The following is a 15,913-nucleotide window of genomic DNA, read 5'->3' as shown; positions in this document are numbered from 1 at the left end:
GGGGAACCCTCCGTACGGAGAAATTTGCCAACAGTCAGCGGGAAGGTTGGCTCTTCCTGACAGACCACCTGGGGAGTCACAATCACCACATGGAGCCCCCCGTGCGTCTGGCCAGCACCGGAACGATCATCCACGGCGTCTCCGTCGGAGAGGTGCTCGGCGTCTCGACGCTGGCCGAGGCCAGGCTGATCGCGGGGGAGAGCGGGCTCGGGCGCATCGTGCAGCGGCTCAACGTGATGGAGGTGCCCGACATCCTGGCCTGGGTCAAGCCGCACGAGCTGCTGCTGACCACCGGCTACCCGCTGCGCAACACGCCGCAGTCGCTCGGCCGGCTGGTCGCCGACCTGGACGAACGCGGCCTGGCCGCCCTGGCGATCAAGCTCGGCCGGTACGTGGACGAGCTGCCCGCCGAGATGACCGAGCAGGCCGACCGGCTCGGCTTCCCGCTCATCCTGCTGCCCAACGACGTCGGCTTCGACGACATCCTCAACCAGGTGCTCACCGACATACTCAACCGCCAGGCCGCCGTGCTGGCCCGCGCCGAGGAGGCGCACCGGGCGCTGGTCCACGTGGTGCTGGCCGGCGGCGGGCTCGACGAGGTCGCCGCCGAGGTGGCCCAGCTCCTCGACGTGGCCGTGGCCGCCGTGGACGGCTCCGGCCAGGTCCTGGCCACCGCGGGGGCGGCCGAGCACGTCGCCGCGCTGCGCGAGTCGATCTCCCGCGAGGGCCCGCCGCCCGCGCGGACCGCCGAGACGCCGGGCCGCGGCAGGGCGTTCGCCTCGGCCCCCGTGCTGGCCGGCGGCCACCACCACGGCCGGATCGTCGCCTACAGCGCCACCGGCGCGATCCGGGACAGCGACATCGGCATCCTCGAACGCGCCGCCACCGTCGCCGCGCTGGTCGTGACCCGGCAGGAGGCGGTCAACGCGGTCGAGAGCAAGTACCGGGCCGACTTCCTGCGCGACGTGCTCACCGGCCGGGCCGGCACGCCCGAGCGGGTCGACGCCAGGGCCAGGGCGTTCGGCTGGGACCTGGCGCGGCCGGTGATCGTGCTGGTGGCCGAGCTCGACCCCGACGGCGACGAGCGCAGCGCCCAGGACCGGCTGGTGTCCTGCTGGACGGCGGCCGTGCGGCGGCACGACCCGCGCGGCGCGGTGGCCGGGTTCTCGCACGAGGTCGTCGCCGTCGTGGACGCCTCGCTGGACGCCGCCAGGGTGGCCAAGGACGCCGCCTCGGCGTTCGCCGACATGCCGCCCGCGACGTTCTCGACCGGCACCTCGCGGCCGAGCCCCGGGGCCGGGACGCTGCCGGAGGCGTACGCGCAGGCGCTGAAGGCGGCCCGGGTGGGCCGGCAGCTCCACGGGCCGGGCGCGGTCGCCCACTTCGACCAGCTCGGCGTCTACCGGCTGCTGTCGCTGGTGAACGACACCGGCGAGCTGCACGCGTTCGTCCGCGAGACGCTGGGCCCGCTGGCCTGGGACGAGGACGCCGAGAACGCCGACCTGCGGCGCACGCTCCAGGTGCTCCTGGAGACCAACCTCAACGTCGCCGAGACCGCCCGCCGGCTGCACTTCCACTACAACACGCTGCGCTACCGCATCGGGAAGCTGGAACGCCTGCTCGGCAACTTCACCGACGACCCCCACCTGCGGCTCAACCTCACCCTGGCCCTGCACGTGCTGCGCATGCGCGGCATCTAGGCTTGGGGCTCGTGGATCTGGATTTCGAACTGCGTTCCGAGTACATCCCGCTGTGCGACCTGCTGAAGTACTGCGGGGTCACCGAGACCGGCGGCATGGCCAAACACCTCATCGCCGAGGGCCTGGTCCAGGTCGACGGCGAGGTCGAGCTGCGGAAGACGGCGAAGATCCGTACCGGCCAGGTGGTGAGCGGCGACGGGTTCACGATTCACGTGCAATAACGGCCCGCCGTATCCGGATGGTCGCGACACCCCTTATTGTGCTCTCCGACATGGTTCGGAAGACGTCGCCGCTGCTCAGGCGGAAGATTGAGGTGGGTTCGCGGTGTTCGGGTGGAAGCTGCACGGCGACGGCAAGCATCTGACGCCGGGAGAGGTCGTCAAGCCTGACGAGCGGCTCTCCTGGCCCCGGATGGTCGGCATCGGCGCCCAGCACGTCATCGCCATGTTCGGCGCGACGTTCGTGTTCCCGCTGGTCATGGGGCTCGACGCGAACCTGGCCGTGATGATGTCCGGCGTCGCGACGATCCTGTTCCTGCTCATCGTGAAGGGCAAGATCCCCAGCTACGTCGGGTCGAGCGCGTCCTTCGTGGGGGCCGTGGTGGCGATCAGGGCGGCCGGGGGCGGCGACGCGACCGTCACCGGCGCGCTGCTGGCCGTCGGCGTCGTGCTGGCCGGCTGCGGGCTGGCCATCCACCTGCTCGGCGTGCGGATCATCCACCGCGTCTTCCCGCCGATCGTCACCGGCGGCGTGGTGATGCTGATCGGCTTCGGCATGGCCTACGTCGCGGCCGACGTCTACTGGCCCAAGGACCCGTGGGTGGCGCTGCTCACGATGGCGGCCACGTTCGTGTTCATCGGGGTCTTCAAGGGCTTCCTCGGCCGGATCGGCGTGCTGCTCGGCCTGGTCTTCGGGTTCGTCCTGTCGTGGGTCTGGGACGTGGTGGGCGGCAGGATCCTGGCCCCCGACGCCACCGGCAAGGTGACCGAGCACTTCCGCGTCGACCTCCAGGGCGTCGCCAAGGCCGACTGGATCGGCCTGCCGTCGCTGCACGGGCCGGTGTTCGAGGTGTCGGCGATCGTGCTGGTGCTGCCGGTCGTGATCGCGCTCATCGCCGAGAACGTCGGCCACGTCAAGGCGGTCGGCGAGATGACCGGCGCGGACGTCGACGGTTACATGGGCCGCGCCATCATGGCCGACGGCGTCGGCACCGTGGTCGCCACCTCGGTCGGCGGCCCGGCCACCACCACGTACGCCGAGAACATCGGCGTCATGGCGGCCACCAAGGTCTACTCCACGGCCGCCTACTACATCGCCGCGGTCATCGCGATCCTGTTCGGCCTGTGCCCCAAGTTCGGCGCGCTCGTGGCCGCGACCCCCGACGGCGTGCTCGGCGGCGTCACGACCATCCTCTACGGCATGATCGGCCTGCTCGGCGCCCGCATCTGGATCGAGAACAAGGTGAACCTGTCCGACCCGGTCAACCTGGTCCCGGTGGGCGCGGGCATCATCATCGCCATCGGGCCGGTCGCGTTCCCGATCACCAGCACGTTCTCCCTCAGCGGCATCGCGCTCGGCACGATCGTGCTGCTCGTCGGCTACCACCTGCTGCGCGCCACGCGCCGCGAACCGGTGCCCGAAACAGGCCGATAACCCCCTCTCTGACCGGCCGGCGACTTCCTCCGTACGGAGGTTCGCTCTGGTGACCGCGGGATATTTGGCAGATCATGCCCGTGTAGCCGCATCCCAGCGGTCCTAATGTGCCCGCAAAGGCACGGTCGCCGGCCCGGAAGAGAGGGCGCAGATGGTTTTCGGATGGACCAGACACGGTGACGGCAGGCATCTGGCGCCCGGCGAGGTGGTCAGGCCCGACGAGCGGCTGAGCTGGCCGCGCATGGTCGGCTTCGGCGCCCAGCACGTGATCGCGATGTTCGGCGCCACGTTCGTGTTCCCGCTGGTGATGGGGCTCGACCCGAACGTCGCCGTGATGATGTCCGGCGTCGCGACGATCATGTTCCTGCTGATCGTGAAGGGCAAGGTGCCCAGCTACCTGGGCACCAGCGCGTCGTTCGTCGGCGGCGTGTTCGCCATCAGGGCCGCCGTCGGCACCGACCAGAGCATCGCCGACGCCATCGTGACCGGCTCGATCCTGGTGGCCGGGCTCGTGCTGGCGCTGGCGGGGCTGGCCGTGCACGTGCTCGGGGTGCAGATCATCCACCGGGTCTTCCCGCCCGTCGTCACCGGCGCGGTGGTGATGCTCATCGGGTTCGGGCTGGCGTACGTGGTCGCCGACGTCTACTGGGGGCAGGACCAGTGGGTGGCGCTGGTCACGATGCTGGTGACGTTCGTGGTGATCGTGGCGTTCAAGGGGTTCGCCGGGCGCGTCGGCGTGCTCATCGGGCTGGTCACCGGGTTCGCGCTGTCCTGGGTGCTGGACCGGGTGGCGGGGCCGGTCACCTCCGTGCTGCCCGGCCAGAACCTGCGCGACGCGGCCGGCGCCGCCTGCCCGGCCGAGGGCACGTACTGCGTGGCCACGGCCTTCCCGCACGACCGGGTCAGCTTCGACGCCGTCGCCAGGGCCGACTGGTTCGGGCTGCCGGACTTCCACGCCCCCGACTTCCGGTTCTCCGCCGTGCTGCTCGTGCTGCCCGCGGTGATCGCGCTCATCGCCGAGAACGTCGGCCACGTCAAGGCCGTCGGCGAGATGACCGGCACCGACGTCGACCCCTACATCGGCCGGGCGATCATCGCCGACGGCGCCGCCACCGTCGTCACCAGCGCCGTCGGCGGCTCGCCCACCACCACCTACGCCGAGAACATCGGCGTCATGGCGGCCACCAAGGTCTACTCCACGGCCGCCTACTACATCGCCGGCCTGATCGCGATCCTGTTCGGCCTGTGCCCGAAGTTCGGGGCGCTGGTCGCCGCCACGCCGGGCGGCGTGCTCGGCGGCGTCACCGTCATCCTGTACGGCATGATCGGACTACTCGGCGCCAAGATCTGGATCGAGAACCGGGTGGATTTCGCCGACCCGGTGAACATGGTCCCGATCGGCGCGGGCATCATCCTGGCGATCGGACCGGTGACGCACATGATCGGCGGAGACTTCTCCCTGGAGGGCATCGCGCTCGGCACCGTCGTGGTGGTGGGCGGCTACCACCTGCTGCGCGTCATAGCCGGGCGCCCTTCGAGACCCGCCCCGAACCCCGCTCCCGGCGAGGCCGGGTGAAGCCGCCGCCGTTCACCCACCACGCCCCCCGCGACCTGGGCGCGGCGCTGCGGACGCTCGCCGAGGTGCACGGCAAGGTGCTGGCCGGCGGCCAGAGCCTGATCCCCATGCTCAACATGCGGCTGGCCGCGCCCGAGCACATCGTCGACATCAACCGCCTGACCGCCCTGGACACGGTCGAGGCGGGCGGCGACGGGGTGCGGGTGGGGGCGCTGGCCCGGCACTCGCGGGTGGCCAGGTCCGGCGCGCACCCGCTGCTGACGAAGGCGCTGCGGCTGGTCGCCCACCCCGTGATCCGCAACCGGGGCACGGTCGTCGGGAGCCTGGTGCACGCCGATCCCGCCGCCGAGCTGCCCGCGGTGCTGGCCGTCCTGGGCGGCTCGGTGCGGCTGGCCCGCTGGACCCCCGCCGGGATCGCCGAGCGGGACGTGCCGGCGGAGGAGTTCTTCGTCGGGCCCCTGGAGTCCGCCGTCCGGCCGGACGAGCTGGCCGTGTCGGCGTACTTCCCCGCGCTCGGCGGACGGGCCGGGACGGCGTTCGAGGAGGTGTCCCGGCGGCACGGCGACTACGCCCTGGCCGGCGTCTGCGCCGTGGTCACGCTCGACGACGAACTGCGCGTCGCCGCGGCCAGGGTCGCCTGCGTCGGCGTGGGCCCGGTCCCCGTCCTGACGGACGTGACGGACGCCTGCGGCCACCGGCCGCCCGACGGCGTCGACTGGCCGGCCGTCGCGCGGACCGTGCGGGAGGGGACCGACCCCGAGGGGGACATCCACGCCACCGCCGCCTACCGGCGGCACCTGGTGGGCGTGCTGGCCGAACGGGCGCTGCGCCAGGCGGCGCGAGAGGGGACGGCGACCGGTGGAACATGAGATCACGCTGACCGTGAACGGCACGGCCAGACGGGTCAGCGTCCCCGCCCGCCGCCTGCTGTCCGACTGCCTGCGCCACGACCTCGGCCTGACCGGCACGCACGTCGGCTGCGAGCACGGCGTCTGCGGCTGCTGCACGGTGCTGCTCGACGGCGAGCCGGTCCGGTCGTGCCTGACCTTCGCGGTCACCGTGGACGGGCACGACATCACCACGGTCGAGGGCCTGGCCGGCCCGGACGGGCTCTCACCGGTGCAGCGGGCCTTCGCCGAGTGCCACGGCCTGCAGTGCGGCTTCTGCACCCCGGGCTTCCTGTGCACGGTGACCGCCCTGCTGGCCGACAACCCGGCGCCCACCCACGAGGAGGTGCTCGAAGGCGTGTCCGGCAACCTGTGCCGGTGCACCGGCTACCAGAACATCGTCAAGGCCGTCCACCGCGCCGCCGAGCTGCTGGCGGAGGAGTCGTGAGCTTGCTGGGGGAGTCATGACGACCAGGATGTTCGGCGAGCCGGTGCGGCGGCGGGAGGACCCGCGGCTGCTCACCGGCCAGGGCCGCTTCCTCGACGACCTGGGCCCCGACGCGCTCGCCGCCGCGTTCGTCCGGTCGCCGCACGCCCACGCGCGCATCGGCGACATCGACGTCTCCGCCGCGCTCGACGTGCCGGGCCTGGTCGCGATCTACACCTGGGAGGACCTGCCCGAGCGGGTGGGCCGGCCGCTGCCGCTGCTGATCCCGCACCCGGCGCTCACCCACGGGCGCACGGCGTACCCGCTGGCCAGGGAGGTCGTCCGGCACGTCGGCGAGCCCGTGGTCATGGTCGTGGCCGCCGACAGGTACGCCGCCGAGGACGCCTGCGCGCTCATCGAGGTCGCCTACGAGCCGCTCAAGCCGGTCGTCGGCCTGGCCGAGGCGGTGCAGGGCGTCCGGCTCGTGCACGAGGACGTGCCGGGGAACGTGGGGGCGCACCTCGTCCAGGAGGTGCGGGGGGCCGACGGCAGGGGCGCGCGCGAGGCCGTCGAGAGCGCGCCGCACACGCTGGCCTTCCGGCTCGACATCGAGCGCAGCGCCAGCATGCCGCTGGAGGGACGCGGCGTGCACGCCCGCTGGGACGGCCGCGACCTGCGCGTCCACTCCAGCACCCAGACCTCCACCAGCGTGCGCATGGCCGTCGCCGCCGCGCTCGGGCTGCCGCTGCCGCAGGTCGAGGTGATCGCCCCGGACGTCGGCGGCGGCTTCGGCGTCAAGATCGTGCACCCGTGGCCGGAGGAGATCCTGGTGCCGTGGGCCGCGATGACGCTCGGCCGCGAGATCAAGTGGACCGAGGACCGCAGGGAACACTTCATCTCCTCCGCGCACGAACGCGCCCAGATCCACCACGTACGCGTCGGCTTCGACGACGACGGCCGCGTCCTGGGCCTGGACGTGACGATCCTGCACGACCACGGCGCCTACACGCCGTACGGGATCATCGTGCCCATCGTCACCTCCACGCAGTTGCTGGGGCCGTACAAGCCGGGGGCCTACCGGGTCGAGTTCACCGCGGTCTACACCAACACCGTGCAGGTGACGCCGTACCGCGGGGCCGGCCGGCCGCAGGGCGTGTTCTGCATGGAGCGGACCATGGACAAGATCGCCCGCTACCTGGGCAAGGACCGCACCGAGGTGCGCGCGGCCAACTTCATCCGGCCCGAGGAGTTCCCCTACGACCAGGGGATGACGTTCCAGGACGGCCGCCCGCTCATCTACGACAGCGGGAACTACCCGGAGATGCTCCGCATGCTCAAGGAGCTGATCGGCTGGGACTCCTTCGAGCGGCGTCCCGGCCGGGGGATCGGCATCGGCTGCTACGTCGAGGGCACGGGCGTCGGCCCGTACGAGGGCGGGCACGTGCAGATCACCTCCGACGGCCGGGTGCACGTCTCGACCGGCCTGACCTCCCAGGGGCAGGGCCACGAGACCGCCTTCGCCCAGATCGCCGCCGCCGAGCTGGGCGTGCCCATCGAACGCGTCAGCGTGGTCACCGGCGACACCCGCAGGTTCGGGTACGCGGTGGGCACCTTCGCCTCCCGCGCCGCCGTCGTCAGCGGCAACGCCATCGCCCTGGCCTGCCGGAAGGTCAAGGAGAAGGCGCTGCGCATCGCGGCCGACGCCCTGGAGGCCGACCCGGCCGACCTGGAGATCGACGACGGCCTGGTGCACGTCGTGGGCGCGCCGACCGCCGCGATCCCGCTCTCGACGGTGGCGGTGCTGGCCAACCCGCTGCGCTACGCCTTCGACGAGGAGACGGCCAGGGCGACCCAGTTCTCCGGCGCGGCCGACCCGGCCCGCCCGCCGGTGGCCGAGGGCGACGAGCCGGGCCTGGAGGGGCGCGAGTTCTACTCGCCGATCAGGTCCACCTTCGCCTCCGGCATGCACGCGGCCGTCGTGGAGACCGACCCGGACACCGCCGAGATCAAAGTCGTCCGGTACGCCGTCGTGCACGACTGCGGCCGGCTGATCAACCCGATGATCGTGGAGGGCCAGATCCACGGGGGAGTGGCCCAGGGCATCGGCGGCGCCCTGTACGAGCGCATGGAGTACGACGTCCACGGCCAGCTCGTCAACGCCTCGTTCATGGACTTCCTCATGCCGTACGCCACCGAGATCCCCCCGATCGAGACCGCCCACCTGGAGACGCCCTCGCCGCTCAACCCGCTCGGCATCAAGGGCGCGGGCGAGGCCGGCGTGATCCCGGTGTCGGCGGTCATCGCCTCGGCGATCGAGGACGCCGAGGGCATCGAGATCGACCGCATGCCCATCTCGCCGTCGGACCTGTTCGAGCTGCGTATGCGATGATCGGCGCCATGCTCGCTCCCGGCGCCGGCCTGACCCGCTTCCCCGACGTCCCCGACGACGTGCGCACGATCGACCTGGCCTGGAACGAGCTCACGCACGTGCCCGGCAGGGTGGGCGGGCTGGCCGCGCTGGAGGAGCTGCGGCTCGACGGCAACCGGCTGCGCGAGCTGCCCCGCCTGTCCGGCCTGACCGCGCTGCGCGCCCTGCACCTCGACGGCAACGAGCTGAGCGAGGTCCCCGCCTGCCCGCCCGGCCTGGAGACCCTCTTCCTCTACGGCAACCGGATCGAGCGCCTGCCCGGCGACCTCGCCCCTCGCCTGCGCCACCTCGCGCTCGGCGGCAACCGGCTGACCTCCGTGCCCGCCGCGCTGTGGAAGCTGACCGCGCTGGAGTCCCTCAACCTCGCCGAGAACGCCCTCACCGAGATCCCCGCGGCCATCGGCGGCCTGACCCGGCTGCGCATGCTCGACCTCGGCCACAACCGGCTCGCCTCGATCCCGCCCGAGGTCGGCGACCTGCCGCTCACCGACTACCTCTACCTGAGCGACAACGGCCTCACCGACGTCCCGGCCGCGCTCGGCCGCCTCGACCGGCTGGCCTACCTCAACCTCACCGACAACCGGCTGACCAGGCTCCCGGACGCGCTCGGGTCGATGGCCTCGCTGGTGGAGCTGCGCCTGTACAACAACCGGCTGGAGACGCTGCCCGAGACCGTCGGCGGGCTCGGCCGGCTGCGCGAGCTGCACCTGCAGGGCAACCGGCTGACCCGGCTGCCCGCCCTCGCGGCGCTGACCGAGCTGCGCGTGCTCGACCTGCGCGACAACCACCTGAGCGAGCTGCCCGCGCTGCCGTCCGGCCTGACCCATCTCGACCTGCGCAACAACCGGCTGCGCGAGCTGCCCGCCGCGGTCGCGGAGCTGACCGGCCTGCGCAAGCTCGACCTGCGCTGGAACAAGCTCTACGACGACCCGCCGGTGCTCGATCTGCTGCGCGCCCGGGGCTGCGCCGTCCTGCGCTGAACCGATGTGCCGAACCGGTGCTGAACCGGCGCGGGCGGCCGTGCGTACCTCCGCACATGACGACACTTCCACGTCTGGCCGTCCTCGCGCTGCTGGCCGGGCTGGTCGCCGCCTGCTCCGCCGGCGGCGGCTCCGGAGCCCCGGCGGCGGCCGGCCGGAACGCCGCGCGGGCGGCGGCGCCCCAGACGGTCGAGCAGCTCGCCGCCAAGGTCGGCTGCAAGCCGCGCATGCAGGTCGACGCCGCCGAGATCCGTACGGGCTACTGCCGGACCGCCGACGGCCAGTTCTTCGTCACGACGTTCGCCAGCCAGTCCGGCAAGGACGCCTGGATGGACGCCGCCCCCGAGTACAACCCGCACCTGGTCGGCAACCTGTGGACCGTGCTGTCCAGCCGCAAGGTGCTGGAGCTGCTGAAGGAGCGGCTCGGCGGCGACCTCCACCTGAAGGACCACCGCACGAACCGGATGCGCACGGTCGGCTGAGGCGCCCTACGCCGCCGCCAGCATGACCCGCTTGCGGAACACCCAGTACGTCCAGCCCTGGTAGACCAGCACGAACGGCAGCGTGATCAGCCCGATCCAGCTCAGCATCGTCAGCGTGTACGGCCCCGAGGCGGCCTGCGCCAGGGTCAGTCCGGGCAGCGGCGCGAGGCGCAGCTCCATGAAGACCGCCAGCGTGGCCAGCACGATGCCCGCGGCGGTCGCGCCGAACGCCCAGCCCTCCCTGCGCCGCCAGATCAGCGCCGCCGCGGCGGCCAGCGCGGCCATGGCGGCCAGTGCGGGCGGCGAGCCCAGGTTCGACAGGGCCAGCACGGCCACCGGGATGGCCACCGCCGCCGCGGCCATGGCGGCGGTCCTGGCCCGGCGGCGCACCGGGCCGGTGGTGCGCAGCGCGAGGAAGACCGCGCCGTGCAGCACGCAGAGCGTCAGCGTGAACGCGCCGCCGAGCAGGGCCGCCGGGCCGCTGTCGAACAGCACGTCGGCGAAGATCGCGCCCCACAGGAAGGCCGGGAGGCCGCTGCCGACCAGGATGCCGAGGTCGCACCAGATCGGGTTGGCGACCTTGCCGCGCCATTCCAGCCCGACGCCGCGCACGATCAGGCCGACCAGGATGAGCGTGACGGGCAGGTAGAACGCGCTGAACAGGCCGGAGTACCAGGCGGGGAAGGCGGCGAACATGGCGCCGACCGCCGTGATCAGCCACACCTCGTTGCCGTCCCAGACCGGGCCGATGGTCTGCAGGCTCTGGCGCTGCTCGGCGGCGTTCCTGCTCAGGAGCGGCGCCAGCAGGCCGACGCCGAAGTCGAAGCCTTCGAGGACGAAGTACCCGGTCCAGAGGAAGGCGATGATGACGAACCACAGGTTGATCATGGTCTGGTCCCTCTAGTACATCAGCGACGGTTCGAGCGGCTGCGCCTCGGGAGCGGGCTGCCGCTCCTCGACGCCCTTGCGCACGTGCTTGGCCAGCAGGACGACCTCGGCCACGGCCAGGCCGCCGTACAGGAGCGTGAAGACGGTCAGCGAGATGGCGACCTCGGACAGGCTCACGCCGGGCGAGACGCTGGCGGCGGTCAGCAGCTCGCCGGCGACCGTCCAGGGCTGCCGGCCGATCTCGCTCAGCAGCCAGCCCGCGATCACCGCCGCGAACGGCAGCGGCAGGGCCGGCAGCAGCGCCCGCGCCAGCCAGGACGGCACCTCGCGCCTGCGCCGGGTCAGCCAGAGGCCGAGCAGCGCGAGCCCCGCGGTGGCCATGCCGAACACGATCATCACGCGGAACGACCAGAACACGATCGTCTGGTCGGGCCGGTAGTCGCCGGGGCCGAACTGCCGCTCGAAACGCCGCTGCAGGTCCTCGGTGCCCTGGACGGTGGCGTCGAAGTCGTTGGTGGCCAGGAAGCTGAGCACCTTGGGGATCTCGATGCCGGGCGCGAGGGAGAAGGCCGCGCCCGCGGTGTCGCGCTCCAGGCCCTCGGCCGCGGCCAGCTTCATGGGCTGCTGCTCGTACATCAGCTTGGCCGACATGTCGCCGGTGCCCGCGACGACCGCCCCCGCGATCGCCGTCATGACCAGCGCGCCGCGCGCGGCGCTGCGCCACATCGGCGCGCGCGTCCGCAGCAGCCAGTAGCCGCTCACCGCCAGCACGAACCCGCCCGCCACGATGAACGCGGCCCCGATGACGTGCGGCACCTGCGCGACCGCCGTGGAGTTGGTCAGCACGGCCCACAGGTCGGTCATCCTGGCCTTGCCGTCCACGACCTCGTAGCCGACCGGGTGCTTCATCCAGGCGTTGGCCGCGAGGATGAAGTAGGCCGACAGGTTGGAGCCGATGGCTGCGGCCCAGATGCTGGCCAGGTGCGCCTTCTTCGGCAGCCGGTCCCAGCCGAAGATCCACAGGCCGAGGAACGTGGACTCCATGAAGAAGGCCAGCAGCGCCTCCATGGCCAGCGGGGCGCCGAAGACGTCACCGACGAACGTGGAGTACTCACTCCAGTTCATGCCGAACTGGAACTCCTGCACGATGCCGGTGACCACGCCCATGGCGAAGTTGATCAGAAACAGCTTCCCGAAGAACTTCGTGAGCTTGAGGTAGTGCTCCTTGCCCGTGCGGTGCCAGGCCGTCTGGAGGCCCGCGACGAAGATGCCCAGACCGATGGTCAGGGGCACGAACAAGAAGTGGTACACGGTGGTCACCCCGAACTGCCACCGTGCCAGGTCAAGCGCGTCCATCAATCCCCACCCGCTCATAGCTCTACAAGCTGTAGTACTTCTACCTGTAGTAGTACTACAGGCCGTAGAGCAACGCGATGCGACGTTGGTCACATCCCCCAGTTCTGCCTACTTTTCGAGGATCCCGTACGGGTACGTCCCGGCGCGTCACCCGCCGGGCGGATTGCGGGCTACCCCGCCCGGCGGACCCCGCCCGCGGCGTCGAGGTAGGCCCGCAGATTGCCCAGCTCGAAGCCGCGCCGCTTGATCTTGTCGATCAGCACCCGGAAGTCGGCCGCCAAATCGGGCCGGAAGTGCAGGAGCAGGATGTCGCCCGGACGCAGGCGCTTGTCGGGCACCTGGTAGGCGATCTTGCCGCCCGGCTGCACGGTGGCGGTCCACAGCAGCACGGCCTTCACCCCGCACCGCCGGGCGGCCCGCAGCGTGTCGGTGTTGTAGCTGCCGAACGGCGGCCGGAACAAGGTCGGCCGGGTCCCGATCTCCTTGCCGACCACCTGGGCCGCGCCGCAGATCTCCCGGCGCTGCCCGTCGAGCGGCAGGCGGCGCAGGTCGGGATGGGTCAGGGTGTGGTTCTCGACGGGCACGTGGACGTCGCGGAGCTGCCGGAAATATCCCCACTTGCCGGCGCCCACATAGCGTCCGGGTCCGCCCGCCGGGTCGGGGCTGCCCTTGGCCTCGACCGCGTCGCGCATGGCGAAGGCGGTGATGGGGACGCGCCGGTCGCGTACCAGTTTGACGAAGCCGGGGTCCTGCTCCCAGCCGTCGTCGATGGTCAGGAAGACGACCTTGCGCTTGGTGGGGATCGAGCTGATCACCGGGGGCAGGCCGTCCTCCCCGCTGATCGGGCCCACCTCGCCGGCGCGCGGCAGCGCCCCCGGCGGGCCCTGCGGCGTGGGCCGGGACGAGGGGACGCCGGTCGCGGACGGCTTCGCCGACGGCCCGGTCACGACCCCGCCGGTGCCGCCGGCGTCGCCGCCCGTGCCGCATCCGGCGGCCAGCGCCACCAGCACCCCGGTGAGCACGGCCGGCCCCAGCCCGCCACGCCCGGCCCCGCCCCTGACCGTTCCACGCCCCCAGCACATGGAGCACCATCTTGCCAGCCCTGATCCGCACGACGCGTCGCCCGACTGGCAGGTCTTGCCCTTAACCAGCCCGTCACCGGTGCCTAGAGTGGCCGCATGAAGGTGGCGGGCAGCGCCGTGATCGGCGTACAACGTGATCGAGTGTGGGCCGCGCTCCAGGACCCGGCGGTGCTCGTGCGCACCATCCCGGGCTGCGAGCGCCTGGAGGAGACCGGGCCGGACACCTACAGGATGACGGTCAACGCGGGCGTGGCGTCCATCAAGGGCGTCTACCAGGGGGAGGTCGCGCTGGCCGAGCCGCGCGCGCCCGAGAGCTTCACGCTGCGGGCGCGCGGCCAGGGCGCGCCGGGCACGGTCGAGGCCACCGTCCTGGTGCGGCTGAGCGAGATCGACGGCGGCACCCGCGTGGACTACGACGCCGACGCGGTGATCGGCGGGATGATCGGCGGCGTCGGGCAGCGCATGCTCGGCTCGGTCGCCAAGCGCACGGCCGGCGAGTTCTTCTCCGCCGTCGAGGGCCACCTCAGCGCCCCGCCCCCGCTCCCGGCGGCGCAGACCGCGCCGGAGGCCGCCCATGAGGCCGCCCGTGAGGCCGCCCGTGAGGCCGCCCCGGCGGTCTACGAACGGCCGCCCGCGCGGCACGCCGAGCCCCGCCCGTGGGCGCTGCTGGCCGCCTTCGGCATGGGCGCGGCCGCCGCGCTCGCCGGCGTCACCGTGGGCCGGCTGCTCGGCCGCGAGGCGGGCGGCGGTGGGCGCGGCCGGCGCGGCTGAGGGACGCGCCACGACGACTCTCGCGGAAAAGGATCTCCAGGCGTAGCGTGGCGGTATGCGGCAGGCACACGCTGAAGACGCACGGAACGAAGCCAGGCGCATCGTACGCGACCTGCTGGGGGAGGAGCGCCCCACCGCCGAGTCCCTGGTCGCCGAGGTGCGGCCGGTATTCGGCGACCAGCGGACCGACCGCGCGCTCGGGCTCGCGCTCGGCGCCTCGCTCACCCGCCGATCGGCCGAACTGGCCGCCATCGCCGCGCTCCTGGTCGGCACCCGCGAGCTGGGCCCCGGCTGGTGGACGCGGCCCAGGGGCGGCAAGCTGCCGCCGCCCGACGAGGTGCTGCGCACGGCCGTCGCGATCGAGCCGTGGACCGACCTGACCGCGCTGGAGATGCTGGCCGCCTGGATCGCCGACGACGCCGCCGACCGGCTCTGGGGCCCGCCCGTCGCCGAGGTCGACCTCAACTCCTGGCAGGCCGAGGACCGCTTCGAGCTGCCGCCGGGGGTCACGCCGGGCCGGCGGCTCGTGGTGCACTTCGACGCGGGCGGCCGGCTCGACGCGGTCGTCGCCCGCCGTCCCGACGACGAGCTGGGGTCCAACCTCGACTTCCAGTCGCTGCGTTACTCCAGGCCCGCCGAGGCCCAGTGGAGCTGGGGGGTGGCCGCCGGGCTCGGGCCCCACCGGCTGCCCGGCGAGAAGCCCGACCCGTACGCCCGCGAGATCCCGGCCGCCGCCGCGGGCGTGCTGCGGGCCTGGGCCGTGCGCCACGGCGTCACCCGCGAGGAGCTGGGCGAGCGCTGGGCGACCGTCGGCGACGTGGTGGCCGCCATCGAGCGGGTCGACTGGATGTGGCGCAGCGGCGAGTGGTTCGGCTGGTGGCGCGGCGCGTCCGCCCTGGTGGACGACTCGGCCTACCTGCCGTACCGGCTGGAGGAGCTGGCCGCCGGCTGACCCGCGGCCGGCGGAATCGTCGTGCGGGCCGCGTGGTTGTCGCTGGGGTGAAAGTCGAGATTTTCTCCGATGTCGTGTGCCCCTGGTGTTATATCGGGCACGTCAGGTTCGCCCGCGCCGCCGAGCGCTTCCGTGCCAAGGGCGGCACGATCGAGGTGACCATGCGCCCGTTCCAGCTCAACCCCGACGCCCCCGTCGAGGGCGAGCCGCTGATCCCGGCCCTTGAGCGCAAGTTCGGGCCGGGCGCGCGGCAGATGACCGAGCGCGTCAGGGCCGTCGCCGTCGAAGAGGGCCTGGAGATGGACTACGAGCGGGCCGTCAACGCCAACACCTTCGAGGCCCACCGGCTCATCGAGGCCGCCACCGCCCAGGGGCTCGGCAAGGAGATGGCCGACCGGCTGTTCCGCGCGTACTTCGGCGAGGGCACGAACGTCGGCGACCCCGGCGTGCTGAGCCGCCTGGCCGGCGAGGTCGGCGTCCATGACACCGGCGAGGGCGCCGGGCAGGTGCGCGAGCAGCTCGCCAGGGCCGGCGCGCTGGGGATCAGCGGAGTGCCGCTGTTCCTGTTCGAGGGCAAGTTCGCGGTGTCGGGCGCGCAGCCAGAGGACGCCTTCGCGGCGGCGATCGACGAGGTCGCCGAGCGCACCGGCCAGACGCCGATCACCCAGCTCGCCCCGCCCGCCGACGGATGCGACGACGACGGCTACTGCGCGGTCTGAACGGCCTCGCCC

General features: G+C 72.6%; 15 protein-coding genes. 12 read left to right on the top strand and 3 right to left on the bottom strand.

Translation table 11 applies throughout. From position 1 onward, the window contains the following. Positions 1-89 precede the first annotated feature (89 nt). The 9 genes from ACIBQ8_RS10920 to ACIBQ8_RS10880 all read left to right on the top strand — a co-directional run bounded on the left by ACIBQ8_RS10920 (position 90) and on the right by ACIBQ8_RS10880 (position 10,133). The gene (locus ACIBQ8_RS10920; protein WP_397191812.1) at positions 90-1,700 is read left to right on the top strand and encodes a PucR family transcriptional regulator ligand-binding domain-containing protein; all 1,611 of its coding nucleotides are present in this window, start codon (positions 90-92) and stop codon (positions 1,698-1,700) included. Positions 1,701-1,711: 11 nt separating this feature from the next. Continuing rightward, a complete protein-coding gene (locus ACIBQ8_RS10915) occupies positions 1,712-1,921 on the top strand; it encodes an RNA-binding S4 domain-containing protein (RefSeq protein WP_352363868.1) in 210 nt (69 codons plus the stop codon). Between the two features lie 103 nt (positions 1,922-2,024). Continuing rightward, a complete protein-coding gene (locus ACIBQ8_RS10910) occupies positions 2,025-3,353 on the top strand; it encodes a uracil-xanthine permease family protein (protein ID WP_397176254.1) in 1,329 nt (442 codons plus the stop codon). A 151-nt stretch (positions 3,354-3,504) separates the two neighbouring features. After that, complete coding sequence (locus ACIBQ8_RS10905) at positions 3,505-4,929, top strand: uracil-xanthine permease family protein (protein WP_397176252.1); 1,425 nt, start codon at positions 3,505-3,507, stop codon at positions 4,927-4,929. After that, positions 4,926-5,798: an FAD binding domain-containing protein gene (locus tag ACIBQ8_RS10900; RefSeq protein WP_397191811.1), complete on the top strand. Its 873-nt coding sequence runs from the start codon at positions 4,926-4,928 to the stop codon at positions 5,796-5,798. Before ACIBQ8_RS10905 ends, ACIBQ8_RS10900 begins: the two co-directional genes overlap by 4 nt. Next, positions 5,788-6,264, top strand: coding sequence for a (2Fe-2S)-binding protein (locus tag ACIBQ8_RS10895; protein WP_397191810.1), 477 nt, complete (start codon positions 5,788-5,790; stop codon positions 6,262-6,264). Before ACIBQ8_RS10900 ends, ACIBQ8_RS10895 begins: the two co-directional genes overlap by 11 nt. Before the next feature lie 16 nt (positions 6,265-6,280). Then, a complete protein-coding gene (cutA, locus tag ACIBQ8_RS10890; protein WP_397191809.1) occupies positions 6,281-8,632 on the top strand; it encodes an aerobic carbon-monoxide dehydrogenase large subunit in 2,352 nt (783 codons plus the stop codon). 8 nt (positions 8,633-8,640) lie between these two features. Continuing rightward, positions 8,641-9,651, top strand: a complete 1,011-nt coding sequence (locus ACIBQ8_RS10885) for a leucine-rich repeat domain-containing protein (RefSeq protein ID WP_397191808.1) — start codon at positions 8,641-8,643, stop codon at positions 9,649-9,651. A gap of 56 nt (positions 9,652-9,707) precedes the next feature. Continuing rightward, a complete protein-coding gene (locus ACIBQ8_RS10880) occupies positions 9,708-10,133 on the top strand; it encodes a hypothetical protein (protein ID WP_397191807.1) in 426 nt (141 codons plus the stop codon). Positions 10,134-10,139: 6 nt separating this feature from the next. Here ACIBQ8_RS10880 and cydB read toward each other — a convergent pair whose 3' ends face one another. The 3 genes from cydB to ACIBQ8_RS10865 all read right to left on the bottom strand — a co-directional run bounded on the left by cydB (position 10,140) and on the right by ACIBQ8_RS10865 (position 13,459). Then, the gene (gene cydB, locus ACIBQ8_RS10875; RefSeq protein ID WP_397176240.1) at positions 10,140-11,021 is read right to left on the bottom strand and encodes a cytochrome d ubiquinol oxidase subunit II; all 882 of its coding nucleotides are present in this window, start codon (positions 11,019-11,021) and stop codon (positions 10,140-10,142) included. 12 nt (positions 11,022-11,033) lie between these two features. Further along, complete coding sequence (locus ACIBQ8_RS10870; protein ID WP_397176238.1) at positions 11,034-12,377, bottom strand: cytochrome ubiquinol oxidase subunit I; 1,344 nt, start codon at positions 12,375-12,377, stop codon at positions 11,034-11,036. Between the two features lie 170 nt (positions 12,378-12,547). Then, positions 12,548-13,459, bottom strand: a complete 912-nt coding sequence (locus tag ACIBQ8_RS10865; protein WP_397191806.1) for a polysaccharide deacetylase family protein — start codon at positions 13,457-13,459, stop codon at positions 12,548-12,550. 96 nt (positions 13,460-13,555) lie between these two features. Here ACIBQ8_RS10865 and ACIBQ8_RS10860 point away from each other — a divergent pair, with 96 nt between their 5' ends. The 3 genes from ACIBQ8_RS10860 to ACIBQ8_RS10850 are packed head-to-tail and all read left to right on the top strand — an operon-like array spanning position 13,556 to position 15,901. Next, positions 13,556-14,230, top strand: a complete 675-nt coding sequence (locus tag ACIBQ8_RS10860) for a carbon monoxide dehydrogenase subunit G (protein ID WP_397191805.1) — start codon at positions 13,556-13,558, stop codon at positions 14,228-14,230. 55 nt (positions 14,231-14,285) lie between these two features. After that, entirely contained in the window at positions 14,286-15,182 is an 897-nt protein-coding gene (locus ACIBQ8_RS10855) for a hypothetical protein (protein WP_397176232.1), read from the top strand. Positions 15,183-15,229: 47 nt separating this feature from the next. Continuing rightward, positions 15,230-15,901: a DsbA family protein gene (locus ACIBQ8_RS10850; protein WP_397191804.1), complete on the top strand. Its 672-nt coding sequence runs from the start codon at positions 15,230-15,232 to the stop codon at positions 15,899-15,901. Positions 15,902-15,913: the final 12 nt, after the last annotated feature.

The sequence above is a fragment of the Nonomuraea sp. NPDC049646 genome, assembly GCF_044465525.1.
Classification (GTDB): Bacteria; Actinomycetota; Actinomycetes; order Streptosporangiales; family Streptosporangiaceae; genus Nonomuraea.
This window is presented reverse-complemented; position numbering and strand designations above follow the sequence as displayed.